This is a genomic window from Paraburkholderia sp. GAS82, assembly GCF_050436285.1.
Classification (GTDB): domain Bacteria; phylum Pseudomonadota; class Gammaproteobacteria; order Burkholderiales; family Burkholderiaceae; genus Paraburkholderia; species Paraburkholderia phenazinium_B.
Map to the genome: position 1 here is coordinate 76,046 of NZ_JBNDLX010000008.1, position 14,408 is coordinate 90,453.

At 58.9% G+C, this 14,408-nt stretch carries 15 protein-coding genes and 2 tRNA genes; 7 read left to right on the forward strand and 10 right to left on the reverse strand.

Translation table 11 applies throughout. The features are described from left to right. Nucleotides 1–70: 70 nt before the first annotated feature. A complete protein-coding gene (locus P3T17_RS24330) occupies nucleotides 71–1,225 on the reverse strand; it encodes an acyltransferase family protein (protein ID WP_429286942.1) in 1,155 nt (384 codons plus the stop codon). A gap of 210 nt (nucleotides 1,226–1,435) precedes the next feature. Between P3T17_RS24330 and P3T17_RS24335 the strand changes: the two genes are divergently transcribed. Further along, a complete protein-coding gene (locus P3T17_RS24335; protein ID WP_429409187.1) occupies nucleotides 1,436–2,392 on the forward strand; it encodes a hypothetical protein in 957 nt (318 codons plus the stop codon). Between the two features lie 266 nt (nucleotides 2,393–2,658). Here the strand turns inward: P3T17_RS24335 and P3T17_RS24340 are convergent, their stop codons facing one another. Next, nucleotides 2,659–2,973, reverse strand: a complete 315-nt coding sequence (locus tag P3T17_RS24340; RefSeq protein ID WP_074263679.1) for a DUF4148 domain-containing protein — start codon at nucleotides 2,971–2,973, stop codon at nucleotides 2,659–2,661. Nucleotides 2,974–4,112: 1,139 nt separating this feature from the next. Here P3T17_RS24340 and P3T17_RS24345 point away from each other — a divergent pair. Both P3T17_RS24345 and P3T17_RS24350 read left to right on the forward strand, forming a co-directional pair. Beyond that, on the forward strand, nucleotides 4,113–4,262 hold the full coding sequence (locus tag P3T17_RS24345) for a hypothetical protein (protein ID WP_166660758.1): 150 nt from the start codon (nucleotides 4,113–4,115) through the stop codon (nucleotides 4,260–4,262). A 229-nt stretch (nucleotides 4,263–4,491) separates the two neighbouring features. Continuing rightward, nucleotides 4,492–5,088 (forward strand): chorismate mutase, encoded by a 597-nt coding sequence (locus P3T17_RS24350; protein ID WP_074263678.1) that lies wholly within the window; start codon nucleotides 4,492–4,494, stop codon nucleotides 5,086–5,088. Here P3T17_RS24350 and P3T17_RS24355 read toward each other — a convergent pair. After that, nucleotides 5,085–6,236: an exonuclease domain-containing protein gene (locus P3T17_RS24355; protein WP_429286939.1), complete on the reverse strand. Its 1,152-nt coding sequence runs from the start codon at nucleotides 6,234–6,236 to the stop codon at nucleotides 5,085–5,087. The two genes, P3T17_RS24350 and P3T17_RS24355, sit on opposite strands and share 4 nt — an antisense overlap. Nucleotides 6,237–6,669: 433 nt before the next feature. Further along, a complete protein-coding gene (locus tag P3T17_RS24360; protein ID WP_074263676.1) occupies nucleotides 6,670–6,873 on the reverse strand; it encodes a cold-shock protein in 204 nt (67 codons plus the stop codon). Nucleotides 6,874–7,283: 410 nt separating this feature from the next. Here P3T17_RS24360 and P3T17_RS24365 point away from each other — a divergent pair, with 410 nt between their 5' ends. After that, on the forward strand, nucleotides 7,284–7,526 hold the full coding sequence (locus P3T17_RS24365; protein ID WP_429409188.1) for a hypothetical protein: 243 nt from the start codon (nucleotides 7,284–7,286) through the stop codon (nucleotides 7,524–7,526). 158 nt (nucleotides 7,527–7,684) lie between these two features. Here the strand turns inward: P3T17_RS24365 and P3T17_RS24370 are convergent, their stop codons facing one another. Beyond that, nucleotides 7,685–7,885, reverse strand: coding sequence for a hypothetical protein (locus P3T17_RS24370; RefSeq protein ID WP_429409189.1), 201 nt, complete (start codon nucleotides 7,883–7,885; stop codon nucleotides 7,685–7,687). Nucleotides 7,886–8,054: 169 nt separating this feature from the next. Between P3T17_RS24370 and P3T17_RS24375 the strand changes: the two genes are divergently transcribed. Beyond that, nucleotides 8,055–9,200: a porin gene (locus P3T17_RS24375; RefSeq protein ID WP_429286938.1), complete on the forward strand. Its 1,146-nt coding sequence runs from the start codon at nucleotides 8,055–8,057 to the stop codon at nucleotides 9,198–9,200. 101 nt (nucleotides 9,201–9,301) lie between these two features. On the opposite strand, the gene greB is transcribed toward P3T17_RS24375, so the two are convergent. Continuing rightward, nucleotides 9,302–9,871: a transcription elongation factor GreB gene (gene greB / locus P3T17_RS24380; protein WP_429409190.1), complete on the reverse strand. Its 570-nt coding sequence runs from the start codon at nucleotides 9,869–9,871 to the stop codon at nucleotides 9,302–9,304. Nucleotides 9,872–9,990: 119 nt separating this feature from the next. On the opposite strand from greB, the gene P3T17_RS24385 reads away from it, so the two are divergent. Both P3T17_RS24385 and P3T17_RS24390 read left to right on the forward strand, forming a co-directional pair. Further along, nucleotides 9,991–10,067, forward strand: a tRNA-Arg gene (locus tag P3T17_RS24385). Nucleotides 10,068–10,139: 72 nt separating this feature from the next. Further along, nucleotides 10,140–10,216, forward strand: a tRNA-Arg gene (locus tag P3T17_RS24390). 186 nt (nucleotides 10,217–10,402) lie between these two features. Here P3T17_RS24390 and P3T17_RS24395 read toward each other — a convergent pair. From P3T17_RS24395 to gmk, 4 genes are all read right to left on the reverse strand, one after another. Next, on the reverse strand, nucleotides 10,403–10,891 hold the full coding sequence (locus P3T17_RS24395; protein WP_429409191.1) for a phage protein NinX family protein: 489 nt from the start codon (nucleotides 10,889–10,891) through the stop codon (nucleotides 10,403–10,405). Nucleotides 10,892–10,976: 85 nt separating this feature from the next. Continuing rightward, nucleotides 10,977–13,349, reverse strand: a complete 2,373-nt coding sequence (locus P3T17_RS24400; RefSeq protein WP_074263671.1) for a RelA/SpoT family protein — start codon at nucleotides 13,347–13,349, stop codon at nucleotides 10,977–10,979. 86 nt (nucleotides 13,350–13,435) lie between these two features. Next, nucleotides 13,436–13,639 carry a DNA-directed RNA polymerase subunit omega gene (gene rpoZ / locus P3T17_RS24405; RefSeq protein ID WP_031359151.1) on the reverse strand — a complete coding sequence of 68 codons (204 nt, stop codon included), beginning with the start codon at nucleotides 13,637–13,639 and terminating at the stop codon, nucleotides 13,436–13,438. Nucleotides 13,640–13,699: 60 nt separating this feature from the next. Beyond that, nucleotides 13,700–14,380: a guanylate kinase gene (gene gmk, locus P3T17_RS24410; protein WP_074263670.1), complete on the reverse strand. Its 681-nt coding sequence runs from the start codon at nucleotides 14,378–14,380 to the stop codon at nucleotides 13,700–13,702. Between the last annotated feature and the right edge of the window lie 28 nt (nucleotides 14,381–14,408).

Sequence of the window (14,408 nt, forward strand, 5' to 3'; positions counted from 1 at the left end):
ACCCCATAGACAATTGAACTGACCGGTCGAAATTCGCGTGGTCGTTGATTCGCGCTGGGACAATATCTGTTCAATGCACGCGCCGCCATCGGCGGAGGCGATTTTCCTTCCCTATGCCACCTATCCAGGGATATTCGACGAAACGATATGTGAGGGCGGATAAGGTGACGGTCGCCAGCACGACGGGGACGGCAAGCGCCCAATAACGTACGGGCGACAAGCCCGCGACCGCCGTGTAGTGGTTGACCATACGGGAAACGAGATACAACACCCAGTTATGGAGCAGGTAGACGCTGTAACTGAGGAGGCCCAGAAGCCGCGCGGGACGACAGGTTAGCAACCCGAATAGTGAATTGCCTGCTGCGAAAATAAGAAAAGGAACAAAGAGCAATGCGGCGGCGAGCGGCGAATACGTGAGCGGTTGATACAGCGCGGTAGTGGCGATGCAGGCAAGCGCAACGAACGAGCCCGTTGGTCCCACACTCAATTCCTGCACGGCCTTAACGCGGACAAAATAGGCCGCGACGCATCCACCAATGAAAAACCACTCGATCTGGGTCGCTGAAAATAGCGCTATGCACAGTCCTGCGCCAACAGCCACAGCCCACGCGCGACTAACAGAAGCGATGGCGGCCGCGAACGGCAGGATCAGATAGAACCTCCACTCGTATACGAGCGACCAAAAGACCGTGTTTATCAGACTGGTCTGCTTGAGCCCATTGATGTCGGGCATGCCAGGTATGGTGAATAGCAACCAGGACGTTATCTGCGAGACCAGATCGGCAAGCGGCGCTGAAATGCGAAAATGTGTCAGCGCCAAAGCAGTGGCAATGAGAAGTCCCGCACTCGCAAGGTACATCGGCACGAGACGACGGACACGAGACACATAAAGCTTCAAGGTGTCGATCCTGCCGTCGCCTTCGATAACTCGCCCCCAGAAAAGGAGCGCTGTGATCATGAAGAAGAAGGCGACGGAACCGCGTCCAACAAAAGTGTTTAATCGCGACGGCGTCAACTCCCAAGTTCCCGTCCGATAGAACTGCTCGTTAATCACGACGTGGTGCAACAAAACGCCCAATGCCAGATAACCGCGCAGGCCGTCGATCGCATGAAATCTGTTGGCGGAGATTTCCCCCTCTACCACGGACTTGAAGAAGCCGAAGCGGACCAAACAGGCTGCAACCGCGAACGCTATGGCGATGACGAGGGCAGCGCCAGATGCCAAAGAAAGGCCGCCTATTTGCATGGGGTTGTATAGGGAAAGCCTCAATTATAGCGATGAGACGCCTCTCGGCGAGGACGCGAAAGTGACACTCGGGTAGCTTCCCCATCCCGCACGGCTGTCAGATTCAGTAAGAAGCCGGCGTCGTCGACCGCATTTCAGATCCGTACAATCGCCTCAGAATAGAACTCGGGCGGCTACCAGGTGAGAGAGATGCGAGCAGACATCCGGCTTTGTTTTCGATTTTTTCTATCCCTGCCGGTCCTCGGCGCGATCTCCTTAGGTGGCGCCCAATCCGCGCATGCGAATTGCGTTTCCAGCAGCGCCAGTCAACCGCTGGATCTCTCGCTTCCTTCGACGAATATCGCTGTCTCGCCAAGCCTGCCAGTAGGTGCGACGATCGGGTCGGTGCGCGTCGCGGCGCCACAAGATATTCCGTTTGTCTGCAGTGGGGCATCGAACACGCGCGAGGCCCAGTTGTCGATGGCGCCGGCTCCTGTGGCCGATTACGCGGGCGTATATAGCACCAACATCGCTGGCGTCGGCATGCGTATCACCGCCAGCGGCGGAAATTTTGCCGGCATAGACGACGGCCCGCGCCTGGCCCCTTACAAAGTCTCGCTGCCGCAAGACGCGAAACACTTAACCGGCTTCGCGCTCCAGGTCGACTTTGTCAAGACGGGCCAGGTTCAGAACGGGACCTTGGCTGCGGGCAAGCTCGTGACCGTGCTAGTCGGCGGAACCGAGCTCGTCGACGTTGCGATCCCGAGCGACACAGTCGTGTTTGCGGCGAATCAGTGCGACACAGTGCATGTGGGAGGAGCGGTCGGAATGGGCGTCAGCAACATGGGCGCATTTACGAACGAAACCATCGCCGTCGGCCTCGGCTGCAATCCTTCAATCGGCGTGCTGGTGCAGGTGAATCAGGGCTATGTCTACGGCAGTACGCCGCGCTGGGATCATGAGGATACCTACAAAAAGGTCGCAGCCGATCCGCGCGGCGTCTATGCTCGCCGAGCTGCCCGGGGCTTGCCGAATCCGGATTCAATCGATGCCAATGGCACCAGCGTCAACTCAGGCGCATTCGACGCGAGTACATCCGGCTCGGGCTCGTTCAGCGCAGGTTCGCCCGGTGGAAATACGTTTGGCGGAAGTGTCGTGCGCCGCTGAGTCATTCACTACAGCCACGATTGCCAAGACCCACAGCACGACGTCACAGGATACAAAAAAACCCACCGGTGCAACGGCGGGTTTGACAAGGGAGATATGTCCATGAAAGCACCTCTCGCTAGAGGCAACTTCAGTGTAGGACGCACAACCTCGCTTTAGGTTTCGATGTCACTTACACGTTTTACGAACCATTTCCGACGAAACCTGCTGGGGTGGGCAGACGTCACCGTCCGGCCCAGACCCCAGAACAACGTCACTACAGTGATTTAGTGACCCGCGTAAATCGAGCGTTGGCCTGTGAATGTCGAGACTGCAGCAGCGCCCGATTCCGACGAACCGCTAACCACACCACCAACACCGCTCGTCGAACCATTCTCTGCAGCAACGCGCGCCTCTGCAGCCTGCAGGTCAGCCGGGTAAGTGGCATTGTCAGCCGACGCTGGGTTATAGCCGGCCTTTTCAAGTTGAACCAGTTGACTGCGCACCTCTGCACGGGTCACAGGTTGGTTCGATTGAGCGAATGAAGCGACCGGAGCGGAAAGAACGACAGCGATGGCAACAGCCTTGATGATCGAGTTCATGATTAAACCTCCAGAATTTGTTTTACACAGCGCCGCAAACAGGTTTGTGTGCAGCAGGTGAATACAGTCTAAGAGTCGATAAACCCAGGGTAAATACCTAAGTTTCGAAATCACTTTTCTCGCAAATCTGACAATCGTGAGCGCGTGTCAAAACATGCTGCTCAAACTGCTTCACCCCGGACGCTTCGGCGAAACACAAGATGTGCGCCACGCGACGGATGGCGCGGACGTTTAAGGCACACAAACTGCTATGCTTTCGTCTCTAACTCTCGGGAGATGTATCTATGAAGAAGATCGGCGCGACAATCCTCGTTGCAGTGACAACGCTATGCGCGGCAATGCCGGCGTTCGCTGACTATGACCATCACCATCATTGTCATTGGGTCTGGCATCACCACCATCGAGTGCACGTCTGCCGCTGACGTAGAGGGCGACGGAAACTCTCCGTCTATCCGCCCCGCTTTCGCTCACACAACGGGCCAGCAGGAAGGTCATTCACGTCGCACAGCTTGAGCGGGTCGCGTACACCCGGGCATTGCCCATTGCACGACTTCACGTCTGACCCATGCACACCGCCTCCAAAGGGACGCGGTGTGCTTTCGTCATTTCATATGCATACGTAAAAGAACGTCAAAGACGTCAACGAAATCACGTAACCCGTCGTTAACAAAAAATGAGGGATGGTTGAAACAAGCGGCGACGTTTCCTGGTGTATGTGCACTGCAGCGAATCTGATTGCTTAAAGGCCTCGATAACCATTCAGTGTGACAGACACCTTTACGCCGCTTCTGCGGTAAAGGCTACGTAACGCTAAAGGGCCCGGTCGGAAATACGCGAAAAACGACGACACACGCAGGCGCTGCAATGCAGCAATGAGAAAGCTCGAACATAGCAGGGCGACGTCGTCGCCAGCGAGCAGTGGCAGGCGGTACAAGGCCGTGCAGGGCGGCAGATTCAAATAAGCGCGACCGTTCGTAAAAATGCAGAGCAGGCCTTAAATTTTATTCAAACGAGTTCAAGCAAAGTGATGCTGTGCCGTTAAAGCAACAGACAAGCGTTGAAAAACAGTGTTAACGCTTTGCAGCACTAGTGCAGATTGGGGACCGCGGCAGATAATCAGTTGGTACAGGAGAAAAATCATGGATGCCAAACCGCCCAAGATTCCGACCCCGGATAAAGTCTTCAGTCCGGATCCGGAACCTGCTGGCGTTGAGTTCCTGGGCGCCGAACTGCCTGAGCATGTTCGCGCGTTCTTCGACGAACAACGCAAGTCGTGCGAGCCGAAGTAAGAGTGAGCTGGCGCGCTGCAGCATCGGGGACACGCACACCGTGCGTGACCGGCGAGCGCACGTGCGCACATTTTGCGGGCCGCAGCAGGTTGTATTGACTCATTGGTACGCGCCGGATCAATCAGTTCAGCGCCATGTTCGCGCACGTCTCCCGCTTTATACCCGTCGCTTTACCGCCGCATCGTTTATTCTTCAGGCTTTTCTCCCTCGACTGCCCGGTCGCCCTCTCATGAATCGTTTGTATCGTAGCGGTGTACTGTGTGCGCTCGCGCTGTGCGCCGCATCGACTCTATCGCCGCGCCTCGCTCATGCAGACAGCGACGACACCGCCCTGACCAATCTGATTTCGCTCGTATCTCAACGACTGGCTCTTGCTGAGCCTGTCGCGCGCTGGAAGTGGGCAAACCATCAGGCCATCACCGATGCACCGCGCGAAGCCGCTTTACTCGACGATGTCGCCAAGCGGGCGGCCGCCGCGCAGGTCGACCCTGAGTTTGCACGAGCATTCTTCCAGGATCAGATTGACGCCAGCAAGGAAGTGCAGAACGCCCTGTTCGCCACCTGGCGCAGCACGCGCCCGCCTGAGGGGGCTCCTCCCGACCTCGCGACCAGCACCCGGCCCCAGCTCGACCGGTTGACCAAGTCGATGATCGCCGGGCTCGCACGTGTGCAGACGCTACGTACGGCCCAAGACTGCCCGTCGCGCGTGGCGCAGGGTATTGCGAACTGGAACTCATTGACCCGCTATGACTCCGCCCGCTCGGGCGCACTCACCCACGCGCTCGGTCACGTGTGTGAATCCGGCGGGGTTGGCGCGACGGGCTAGGCGACGCTCGCTGCACTTGCCGCGATGGGCAACCCAAGCGGCATGACCCGCAGGCCGCGCGCGAGATGCGACTGCAGGATCCGGTAAGTCGAAAGTTCAAACGAACCCGCGACGCTCGACGCATGCAGGCTTGCCGCCTGGGCGAGCGAGGGGGCGTGACCGACGTAGCGCCAGCGGTCGACCACGTGAAAGGCGCGGGCTTGCAACTCCGCGTCGCGCTCCTCGAAAACGATAGGTCCGTCGAACGGCCACGGCGCATCGACAGGGTCGCTTTTCGCGACCCGCGGCACGCGGTTCTGTCCCGGACGCAGCGTCGCGATCCATTGAGCCTCCGCCAGCATCGCCCCCAACTCGCCGCCGGTCGCCAGCCACTCGACGCGCCGCACCTGCTGCGCGAGCCGCATGTCCTTCGACGAGCGGCGCTCGCCGCTCAGATGCGAGCGCAAGCGTTGCCGGACCCGCACGCTGCGGCCGACATAGAGCGGCACATCGTCCTCTCCGTAGAACACATAGACGCCGCAACCGGCCGGCGCCGTATCGAGCAGGTCTTCCGTGATTTCGCCCGCCAGCCGGTAACGTCGCAACGTGCGGTCGATCTGCGTGCGCAACACCTCGAGCGGGACCAGCCCATGCAGGCGCTGCCAGAACTGCCACAGGAGGTCGGCATCGGCCAGCGCACGGTGCCGGTCGGACGGTACCAGTGCGTGCCGCTCGACGAGCGCGTCGAGTCCGTGGCGCTTTTCTGCCGGAAAGAGTGCGCGCGACAGACGCACGGTGCACAGTACATCCGGATTGAACGCCAGTCCCGCGCGGCGAAACTCGCTGCGCAGGAAGCCACGATCGAAACTCGCGTTGTGGGCAATAAACAGCTTTCCCTCGAGGCGCGCGAACAGGGCGGGAGCAATTGAATCGAAGGTGGGAGCGCCGCGCACCATCGCATCGGTGATACCCGTGAGTTGCTGGATAAAGGGCGGAATGCTTTGCTGCGGATCGACCAGCGTGCTCCAGCGGGACACGCCCAATGGACCTACTTCGACGACGCCCACTTCGGTGATGCGATGTTCCCCGGTCGATCCGCCTGTGGTCTCAAGGTCGACAAACGCTATCGGCAAATCGATCGCGGGATTCTGCAAAAACTGTTCTGACATGGGCAAGGATAGGGTTCGATACGTGGCTTGCTGCAAGTATGCATCAGTTGGCGCACCGGCATGCGCGCGGTCTGGCCGCTTTAATGCGGGGCTGAGGGAGCGGTACGCGGTGCGGTGGCAGTCTTTAGCGAATCTGGACGTCGTGGCAACATTATGTTTTTATGACTCGAACACGGAAAGGCCGGCCATTTTTATACTCGAAAACCCTGGGTAAATCGACGCAACGGAACGCATGCGCTTCACTCAGGGGCAATATCGGCCACGCACATACTGCCTTAAGCCCTCTGCAGTCACCGAGATACGCCCGAGCAGGAATTAAAATAGGAATAAACCCGTATCAAACATCACCAATAAAAAAGCCCCCGGCAATGCGAGGGCTTTCCTGCTCTACGATGCAGTGTTGCGGCCGCGCGGTTGGCGTGGCCCGCACGGCTTACAGCGGCTGGATGTTCGCTGCCTGCTTACCCTTCGGGCCCGTCTTCACTTCGAAGGAAACCCGCTGGTTTTCCTTGAGCGATTTGAAACCTTCGGCGCGAATTTCCGAGAAGTGCGCGAACAGATCGTCGCCACCCGAGTCCGATGTGATGAAGCCAAAGCCCTTAGCATCGTTGAACCATTTTACGATACCAGTTTCCATATTCCAATTTCCCTCTAGATTTGATTAAGACGGGCAATGCCCTCACGCCGATTACGATACGACCTTATCGAGGTACGTGGTAGCGATATGCCATCACGTCTTCTAATCGAAAATTCAGCATTGCCGTTATACGGGGAAGAAAGATCAGCCGTCAAGAAAATTTTTAATAGAGGCTTATAAGCTGAAACAATAACGAAACGACACCTGACTGGATGCAACGAACGCGCGCATATTAAGTAACAACCGAATATCCAGCACGTCAGTTTTACTTGATAACTCCCCTCCCCGCATAAAGAGGGAATTTTTCCCGGGATTTGTAACAGAGTATGTCTTTCGTAAGTGTTTGTCCGGGTTGTTCCAGTAAACCGGTCGCCTCATGATGGTCTTGGAAGTATGTAAAGGAGATAGTCATGCTGCTGAACGAACTCCATCGCTTTACCGCCTGGGTGAGCCGCTCGCTCCACAAGGCGCCCGCGGACAGGGCCAGACAGCCGGCAGAGTCGGCCTTCGACTTTGATCCCATGTGGCATGGCGATCACTGGCAAAACCTGTTGTCTTCCCCAATGGATGCCCGCCATTACGTAATGGAAGACTGGAGCGTGGTTACTGATTTCGAATCTCTGCCGGGCGTCCTCGCTACCGATATCCGCTAGGACCGGCTCACGGAAAACATAGGCAAAAAAAAGCGCGACTGGGAAGTCGCGCCGACAAAGGTTTGGAGATCTTTTTCGTCAACGAAAAAGTCCGCTTCGAAAAGCAGAAAGGCCAGTATACAGCTCGCGCTTCGAAACATTGCCGGTGCGATGGACAATCATGTATTGCTCGTCCCGCAACAATCTTGATTTTCATTCTTTTCGCGTTGTTTTTGCGCATCATTTGGTGTAGCAATTGAACAACGCACGACTGTTGACACACCCTCTCCCCACCCGTTGTATCCACGCAAAGCCTTTTCCAATAAGGCTTTGACAAACATCGCCAATAATTGCGCGTCAAGTAATACTTTATTGCGCAAATCGGAAGGTCCGCTGGGCGACCACGTCCTTACACTCTGCCTGTCCGGAAACAAGCGCGCCGCTTGCATCGTGCGCACTCACGCAGACCATCGCCTCTCGCAGCGTACGCGTGACGTTTCCTCGAAGCCTGGGTTTCCAAAACCCATCCTGTTCTCGGAGTTTACAAAGATGAAAAAGACACTCATGGTCGCGGCCCTCACGGGCGTTTTTGCTACTGCAGCGCACGCGCAAAGCAGCGTTACGCTGTACGGTTTGATCGATGCAGGCATCACCTACACGAACAACCAGAATGGTCATTCCAACTGGCAAGCAACGGACGGCGCGGTCAACACGAGCCGTTGGGGCCTGCGCGGCTCTGAAGACCTCGGTGGCGGTCTGAAGGCAATCTTCACGTTGGAAAACGGCTTTAACGTCATGAACGGCACGCTCCGCCAGGACGGTCGTCTGTTCGGCCGCCAGGCATTCGTTGGTCTGGCAAGCGACCAGTTCGGCGCCGTGACCCTTGGCCGTCAATATGACAGCGTTGTGGACTATCTCGGACCGCTGGCACTGACGGGCACGCAATACGGTGGCACGTTCACGGCTCACCCGTTCGACAACGACAACCTCGACAACTCGTTCCGCGTCGACAACTCGGTCAAGTTCCAGAGCGCGAACTACGGCGGCTTCAAGTTCGGCGGCCTGTATGGCTTCTCGAACGCAGCTGGCGAGTTCTCGAACAACCGTGCTTACAGCGTGGGCGGTTCGTATAACTACGGCGGCCTGAATGTTGCAGCTGCGTACCTGCAACTGAATAACAACGTTGGTGCTCTCGGCGCAATCACGAACACCGCCGGCGCAGTCGACGGCGACAACACGCTGCTGGCAGGTCGTCAGCGTACGTTCGGTGCTGGCATCAGCTACGCATTCGGCCCGGCAACGGCAGCCTTCGTGTACACGCAAACCAACCTGAACGACTTCGCCGGCATCGCTGCGGGTTCGGCAGGTACGTCGGCAACGGTTCCGCTCGGCGCGACCAGCGGTCACTTCCAGAACTTCGAAGTGAACGGCCGTTACCAGCTGACGCCGGCTCTGAGCCTGGCTGCTGGCTACACGTTCACGCAATCGAGCATCGACGGCGCGAATCCGAAGTGGAACCAGGTCAACGCGCAAGCTTCGTACTCCCTGTCGAAGCGTACCGACGTGTACCTGCAAGGCGAATATCAACACGTGAGCCAGGACGGCTCGGGCCTGAACGCAGACATCAATGGTCTGACCGCTTCGGGCAACAACAACCAGGTTGCTGTGACGGCAGGTCTGCGTACCCGCTTCTAAAGCATCCGGTAGTAGAAGTACTGAAAGGCGCCGCTTGCGGCGCCTTTTTTTGTCACCTGTGACTTGAAGGTAGTACGTGCCCGCACCGCCTGGCCCAGCGATTAACCGCCTTCATCCGGCGGTGGGTACGCCACGTCGATGATATCGATCGGCTCTGGGCCCGCGGGAGTGTGCAACGTCACCTGATCGCCGATCCTGGCCTTCACCAGCGCCCGCGCCACGGGCGAAATCCAGCTCACCCGTCCGTGGTCCAGATCGACCTCGTCGACACCGACGATCGTCACCGTGTGCACCTCGCCATCCCCGGTCGCATAGTCGACGGTCGCACCGAAAAACACCTGGTCGATGTTTTCCTGCTTGCTGCTATCCACAATCTCCGCCAGATCAAGGCGTTTGGTCAGAAACCGGATGCGCCGGTCGATTTCGCGCAAACGCCGCTTTCCGTAGATGTAATCGCCGTTTTCGGAGCGGTCGCCGTTCGAGGCCGCCCACGAGACCAGTTTCACGACCTCCGGACGCTCCTCGTCGATCAGATGCAGCAGCTCATCGCGCAGCCGCCGGTAACCGGCGGGGGTGATGTAGTTTTTCGCACCGGCTGGGATCGCAAGTTGCGCGGCGTCGAGATCGTCGTCACTCTCTTCGCTCGATTCTTTAACAAAGGCCTTGTTCATGATCTTCCATAGACTGCAGCAAACCCTGCCCATCAAGGTTACACGATCAGGGCAACCAGACAAATCGCCGTTTCACGCTTCCCTTTTTTGATACCTTTGCTATAATCTCGTTTCTGCGTGCGGCTGTAGCTCAGTTGGATAGAGTACTTGGCTACGAACCAAGGGGTCGTGGGTTCGAATCCTGCCAGCCGCACCACTTATTTCGAGGGCCTCCCTCCGGGGAGGCCCTTTTGTTTCACCCGGTTTTTCGTTGTATCCAGTTTGCCGTGCGGCTGTAGCTCAGTTGGATAGAGTACTTGGCTACGAACCAAGGGGTCGTGGGTTCGAATCCTGCCAGCCGCACCACTCATGAAGGGCCTTCCATACGGAAGGCCCTTTGTTTTTGCGGTGATGGATTAGCGGCATCGAAATACGCCGCATCCATCGTGACACTCGCATCCATGCGCGGACCGGCGCCTTAAGGCCGCTCACACAGGTTGGCACGATGGACAACAGTGGTGACAATCTCCCCTGTCCTGCCCAACTCGCGTTTCACCGCGGCGCTGATTGAATGTCGCCGATCTGCCCGTCAGGCGTCGGAATATCTTCGGGCGACATACCCGCCGTTACCTCGCTGATGAGTTCCGCCTTGAGGCCGTCGAGCGCCTGCGACTGCTGCAAGACATCTTCCACGGTATCGCCGAACCGGCTGGTCACAAACGCCCGCAGCACCGCCACGCGCAATGAGTCGCCCCGCCCCTCCGCCGTCCTGTGGCCGCCTTCGAAGTCCGCGACGCAATGCGCCTGCTGACGATTCACGTGCTCCCGCACCTCGAGCCGCTGCGTCCGCTCCAGTACGGTCGCAGCCGCCTCCCATGACGTGGAGGGCGTGAACCGGCCGTCCCATGGACGTCCGCGCTCCTCGCCGCGAATCGAGACGGTCTGTCCGCCATCGGTAAAGTGGATTTCACGCACGAAGTCGTGCAGGCTGCGGGCGACCCAATAGTCGAGGTCCATGCCGCTCAGGTCAGCTACGTTCATTGCGCTCTCCCTCAAGAACAGAGTGAGACCCGAATCTGGCCCGAGTGTTCAGACCGGCGCTGCAGAATTGCAGCGGGAGAAGCCGTCAATAATCGGCGCGTTCGCGATCGATTCGCATCCCGCCATCGTGGCGGTGATGCCCTTCTTCGCTAGGCCGTTCGCGTGCGATGCGCATGACGTCCGGATTCGTGCGAACCCGGCGCATGACGTTGGCCAGATGCACCCGGTCGCTGACCTGAATCACGAAGCGCAAGACCGTGGATTCCTGCGACAGGTCTTCGTCCATCGCAATGTGGACGATGTTGGCGTCTGCGGACGTGATATCCGCCGCCACGCGGGCGAACACGCCCTTGGTGTTCTTGACGAGCACCTTCACCGCCACGTCGAACAGACGGCCTGGCTGCGGCGCCCAAGCCACGTCGATCCAACGGCCCGGATCGCGCCGGTGAATGCGCTGGGCGACCCGGCAGTCGGTGGTGTGAATAGCCATGCCGAGGCCGATGCCGATATAACCCATGATGTCGTCGCCCGGAATCGGCCGGCAGCAGGCCGATAGCTGCACGGACATACCTTCGGTACCCGTGATCACCACCGGCGGCGCATGCGACGTGTGGCCGGACTCAGAGCGCGGGCTGTCGTCGTCGGCATCGTGCCCGTTCATCAGCACCTCGATGCGCTTGGCCATGACCGCCGCCACGCGCCGGCCAAGGCCGATATCCGCGAAAATTTCCTGACGGCTCTTGTTGCCGGTCCACTGCACGAGCTTTTCCCAGGCTTCCGGTGTGACCTCGGAAAGCGCGAGGTCGTAGCCCTTCAACGCCTGATCGACGAGCCGCTCGCCCAGTTGCACCGACTCGTTCAGACGCATCGTCTTCAGATAGTGACGGATAGCCGAGCGCGCCTTGCCACTGCGCACAAACCCGAGCCACGCCGGATTCGGCTTTGAATACGGCGCCGTGATCACCTCGACGATATCGCCGCTCTTCAACTCAGTGCGTAATGGCAGCAGTTCATTGTTGATCTTCACCGCGACGCACTGGTTGCCCAGGTCGCTGTGGATCGAATAGGCGAAATCGAGCGCGGTCGCGCCGCGCGGCAGCGCCATGATCCGCGACTTCGGCGTAAACACGTAGACCGCATCCGGGAACAGATCGATCTTCACATGCTCGAGGAATTCGCTCGAATCGCCCGCTTCGCTCTGGATATCGAGCAGCGACTTGAGCCACTGATGCGCGCGCTTCTGCACGTCGTTCAGATCTGCACCGCCGTTCTTGTACAGCCAGTGCGCGGCGACGCCCGCTTCGGCGATCTCGTGCATCTTGCGCGTACGCACCTGGAACTCGATCGGCGCACCGAACGGGCCAACCAGGGTGGTATGCAGCGACTGGTAGCCGTTCACCTTCGGAATGGCGATGTAGTCCTTGAACTTGCCCGGCACCGGCTTGTAGAGCGCATGCAGCGCGCCGATGCAGGTGTAGCACTCCAGCGCGCTCTCGACCACCACGCGGAAGCCGTACACGTCCAGCACTTGCGAGAACGACAACTGCTTGTCGCGCATCTTCTTGTAGATGCTGAAGATGGTTTTTTCGCGGCCGGTGACTTCGGCGTCGAGCTTCGCGTCCGCAATGGCGCGCTGCACCGACTCCAGAATCTTGCCGACCACTTCCCGCCGGTTGCCGCGCGCCGCCTTGACGGCTTTTTCGAGCGTGGCGTAACGATGCGGGTTGAAGTTCGCGAAGCTCAGGTCCTGCAGCTCGCGATAGGTATTGTTCAGGCCAAGCCGGTGGGCGATTGGCGCGTAGATATCCAGCGTTTCGCGCGCCACGCGGCGGCGCTTTTCCGGCGGCACCGCGCCGAGGGTGCGCATGTTGTGCAGCCGGTCGGCCAGCTTCACCAGAATCACGCGCACATCGCGCGCCATCGCGAGCAGCATCTTGCGGAAATTCTCCGCCTGCGCTTCCTCGCGATTACGAAACTCCATTTTGTCGAGCTTCGACAAGCCGTCGACCAGTTCCGCGACCTTGGCGCCGAAACGCTCGGCGAGTTCGGCTTTGGTCACGCCCTGGTCTTCCATCACGTCATGCAGCAGCGCCGCCATGATCGACTGGGCATCGAGCTTCCAGCTGGCGCAGATCTCCGCGACAGCAACCGGGTGCGTGATGTAGGGCTCGCCGCTCTGGCGATACTGCCCGAGGTGGGCTTCGTCGCTGAAGTGGAACGCCGCCTTGATGTCCTTGATCTCTTCCGGCGACAGATAGCCGGACAAGGCAGAGGTCAGCTTGGCGATCGAAACGACGTCATGCCGGCGCGGCTGCTCCGGCGTGGCGGTCGGCCCGAACAGATGGCGAAACGATTGTTCGAGGACCGCGTCGATGTACTTGCGTGCCGAGGCCGGTGAGTCGCCCTCGTGGACTTCGTTCTCCACTTCCGTGACAGGGGGCGAGGGGGTAGTGCTCATATTCGCCTCCGTATCAGGTTCAGGTTTGACGCCGGTCTGCACGCGTGTGTGAATTACATGGCAATCGAAAACGGATGGAACGTACCTTAGACCGGTACCTTCTTCAGCATTTCGACGCCGACCTGGCCAGCCGCGATCTCACGCAGCGCGACGACGGTGGGCTTGTCGCGGCTTTCGATCTTCGGCGTGTGGCCTTGAGCGAGCTGGCGTGCGCGATACGTTGCGGCAAGTGCCAGTTCGAAGCGATTCGGGATCATTTTCAGACAGTCTTCGACGGTAATGCGGGCCATGTTGGATTCCTTCTCAGTATGTTGCTTATTCTACCTTATGTGCTCGATACCTCGCCGCAGTCACGCGTGCGGGAGGTGGATGCCGAGTTGCACAAAAAGGTCCGTGTGGCGTGCGTATTGCGAGGCGAAGCGCAAGCGCGTTGAGGCTACGAGACACTGCAACTCCGCCAGCGCACGGTCGAAGTTCTCGTTGATCACCACGAACTCGGCTTCAGCCGAGTGCGCGATCTCGCTACCGGCGGCCAGCAGCCGCCGTGTAATCACGTTTGGCTCATCCTGGCCGCGCTTTTTCAAACGGTCTTCCAGCGCTTCGAGCGAGGGCGGCAGAATAAAGATTTCGACAGCATTGCGAAACTGTTTTTTCACCTGTTGCGCGCCCTGCCAGTCGATTTCGAGCAGCACGTCATGGCCGCTTTTCATCTGTTCTTCGATCCACAGACGCGAGGTTGCATAGTAGTTGCCATGCACCTCGGCGCTTTCGAGAAACTCGCCCGTGGCGTGCCGCTTGAGAAAGTCGTCGACCGTCGTGAAGTGGTAATGCTCACCGTCCTTCTCCTTCGGACGCGGCGGGCGCGTCGTGTAGGAGATGGACAGGCGGATCGCCTCGTCGCGCGCGAGCAGCGCATTGACGAGCGTCGATTTGCCCGCGCCCGAGGGCGCAACCACCATGAACAGGTTGCCAGGGTAAGCCCCAGCGTATGGATTGCGCGGTGCGCTGTTTTCGCGTGTGTGGTCGGTCATTGCAATCGTTATCCGAAAGTGGCTCGAG

Excerpts from the sequence above, each read along its gene's own strand:
- P3T17_RS24335 (WP_429409187.1), top strand. The coding sequence starts at position 1,436 with ATGCGAGCAGACATCCGGCTTTGTTTTCGATTTTTTCTATCCCTGCCG.
- P3T17_RS24340 (WP_074263679.1), bottom strand. The coding sequence starts at position 2,973 with ATGAACTCGATCATCAAGGCTGTTGCCATCGCTGTCGTTCTTTCCGCT.
- P3T17_RS24345 (WP_166660758.1), top strand. The coding sequence starts at position 4,113 with ATGGATGCCAAACCGCCCAAGATTCCGACCCCGGATAAAGTCTTCAGT.
- P3T17_RS24350 (WP_074263678.1), top strand. The coding sequence starts at position 4,492 with ATGAATCGTTTGTATCGTAGCGGTGTACTGTGTGCGCTCGCGCTGTGC.
- P3T17_RS24355 (WP_429286939.1), bottom strand. The coding sequence starts at position 6,236 with ATGTCAGAACAGTTTTTGCAGAATCCCGCGATCGATTTGCCGATAGCG.
- P3T17_RS24360 (WP_074263676.1), bottom strand. The coding sequence starts at position 6,873 with ATGGAAACTGGTATCGTAAAATGGTTCAACGATGCTAAGGGCTTTGGC.
- P3T17_RS24365 (WP_429409188.1), top strand. The coding sequence starts at position 7,284 with ATGCTGCTGAACGAACTCCATCGCTTTACCGCCTGGGTGAGCCGCTCG.
- P3T17_RS24375 (WP_429286938.1), top strand. The coding sequence starts at position 8,055 with ATGAAAAAGACACTCATGGTCGCGGCCCTCACGGGCGTTTTTGCTACT.
- greB (WP_429409190.1), bottom strand. The coding sequence starts at position 9,871 with ATGAACAAGGCCTTTGTTAAAGAATCGAGCGAAGAGAGTGACGACGAT.
- P3T17_RS24395 (WP_429409191.1), bottom strand. The coding sequence starts at position 10,891 with ATGAACGTAGCTGACCTGAGCGGCATGGACCTCGACTATTGGGTCGCC.
- P3T17_RS24400 (WP_074263671.1), bottom strand. The coding sequence starts at position 13,349 with ATGAGCACTACCCCCTCGCCCCCTGTCACGGAAGTGGAGAACGAAGTC.
- rpoZ (WP_031359151.1), bottom strand. The coding sequence starts at position 13,639 with ATGGCCCGCATTACCGTCGAAGACTGTCTGAAAATGATCCCGAATCGC.
- gmk (WP_074263670.1), bottom strand. The coding sequence starts at position 14,380 with ATGACCGACCACACACGCGAAAACAGCGCACCGCGCAATCCATACGCT.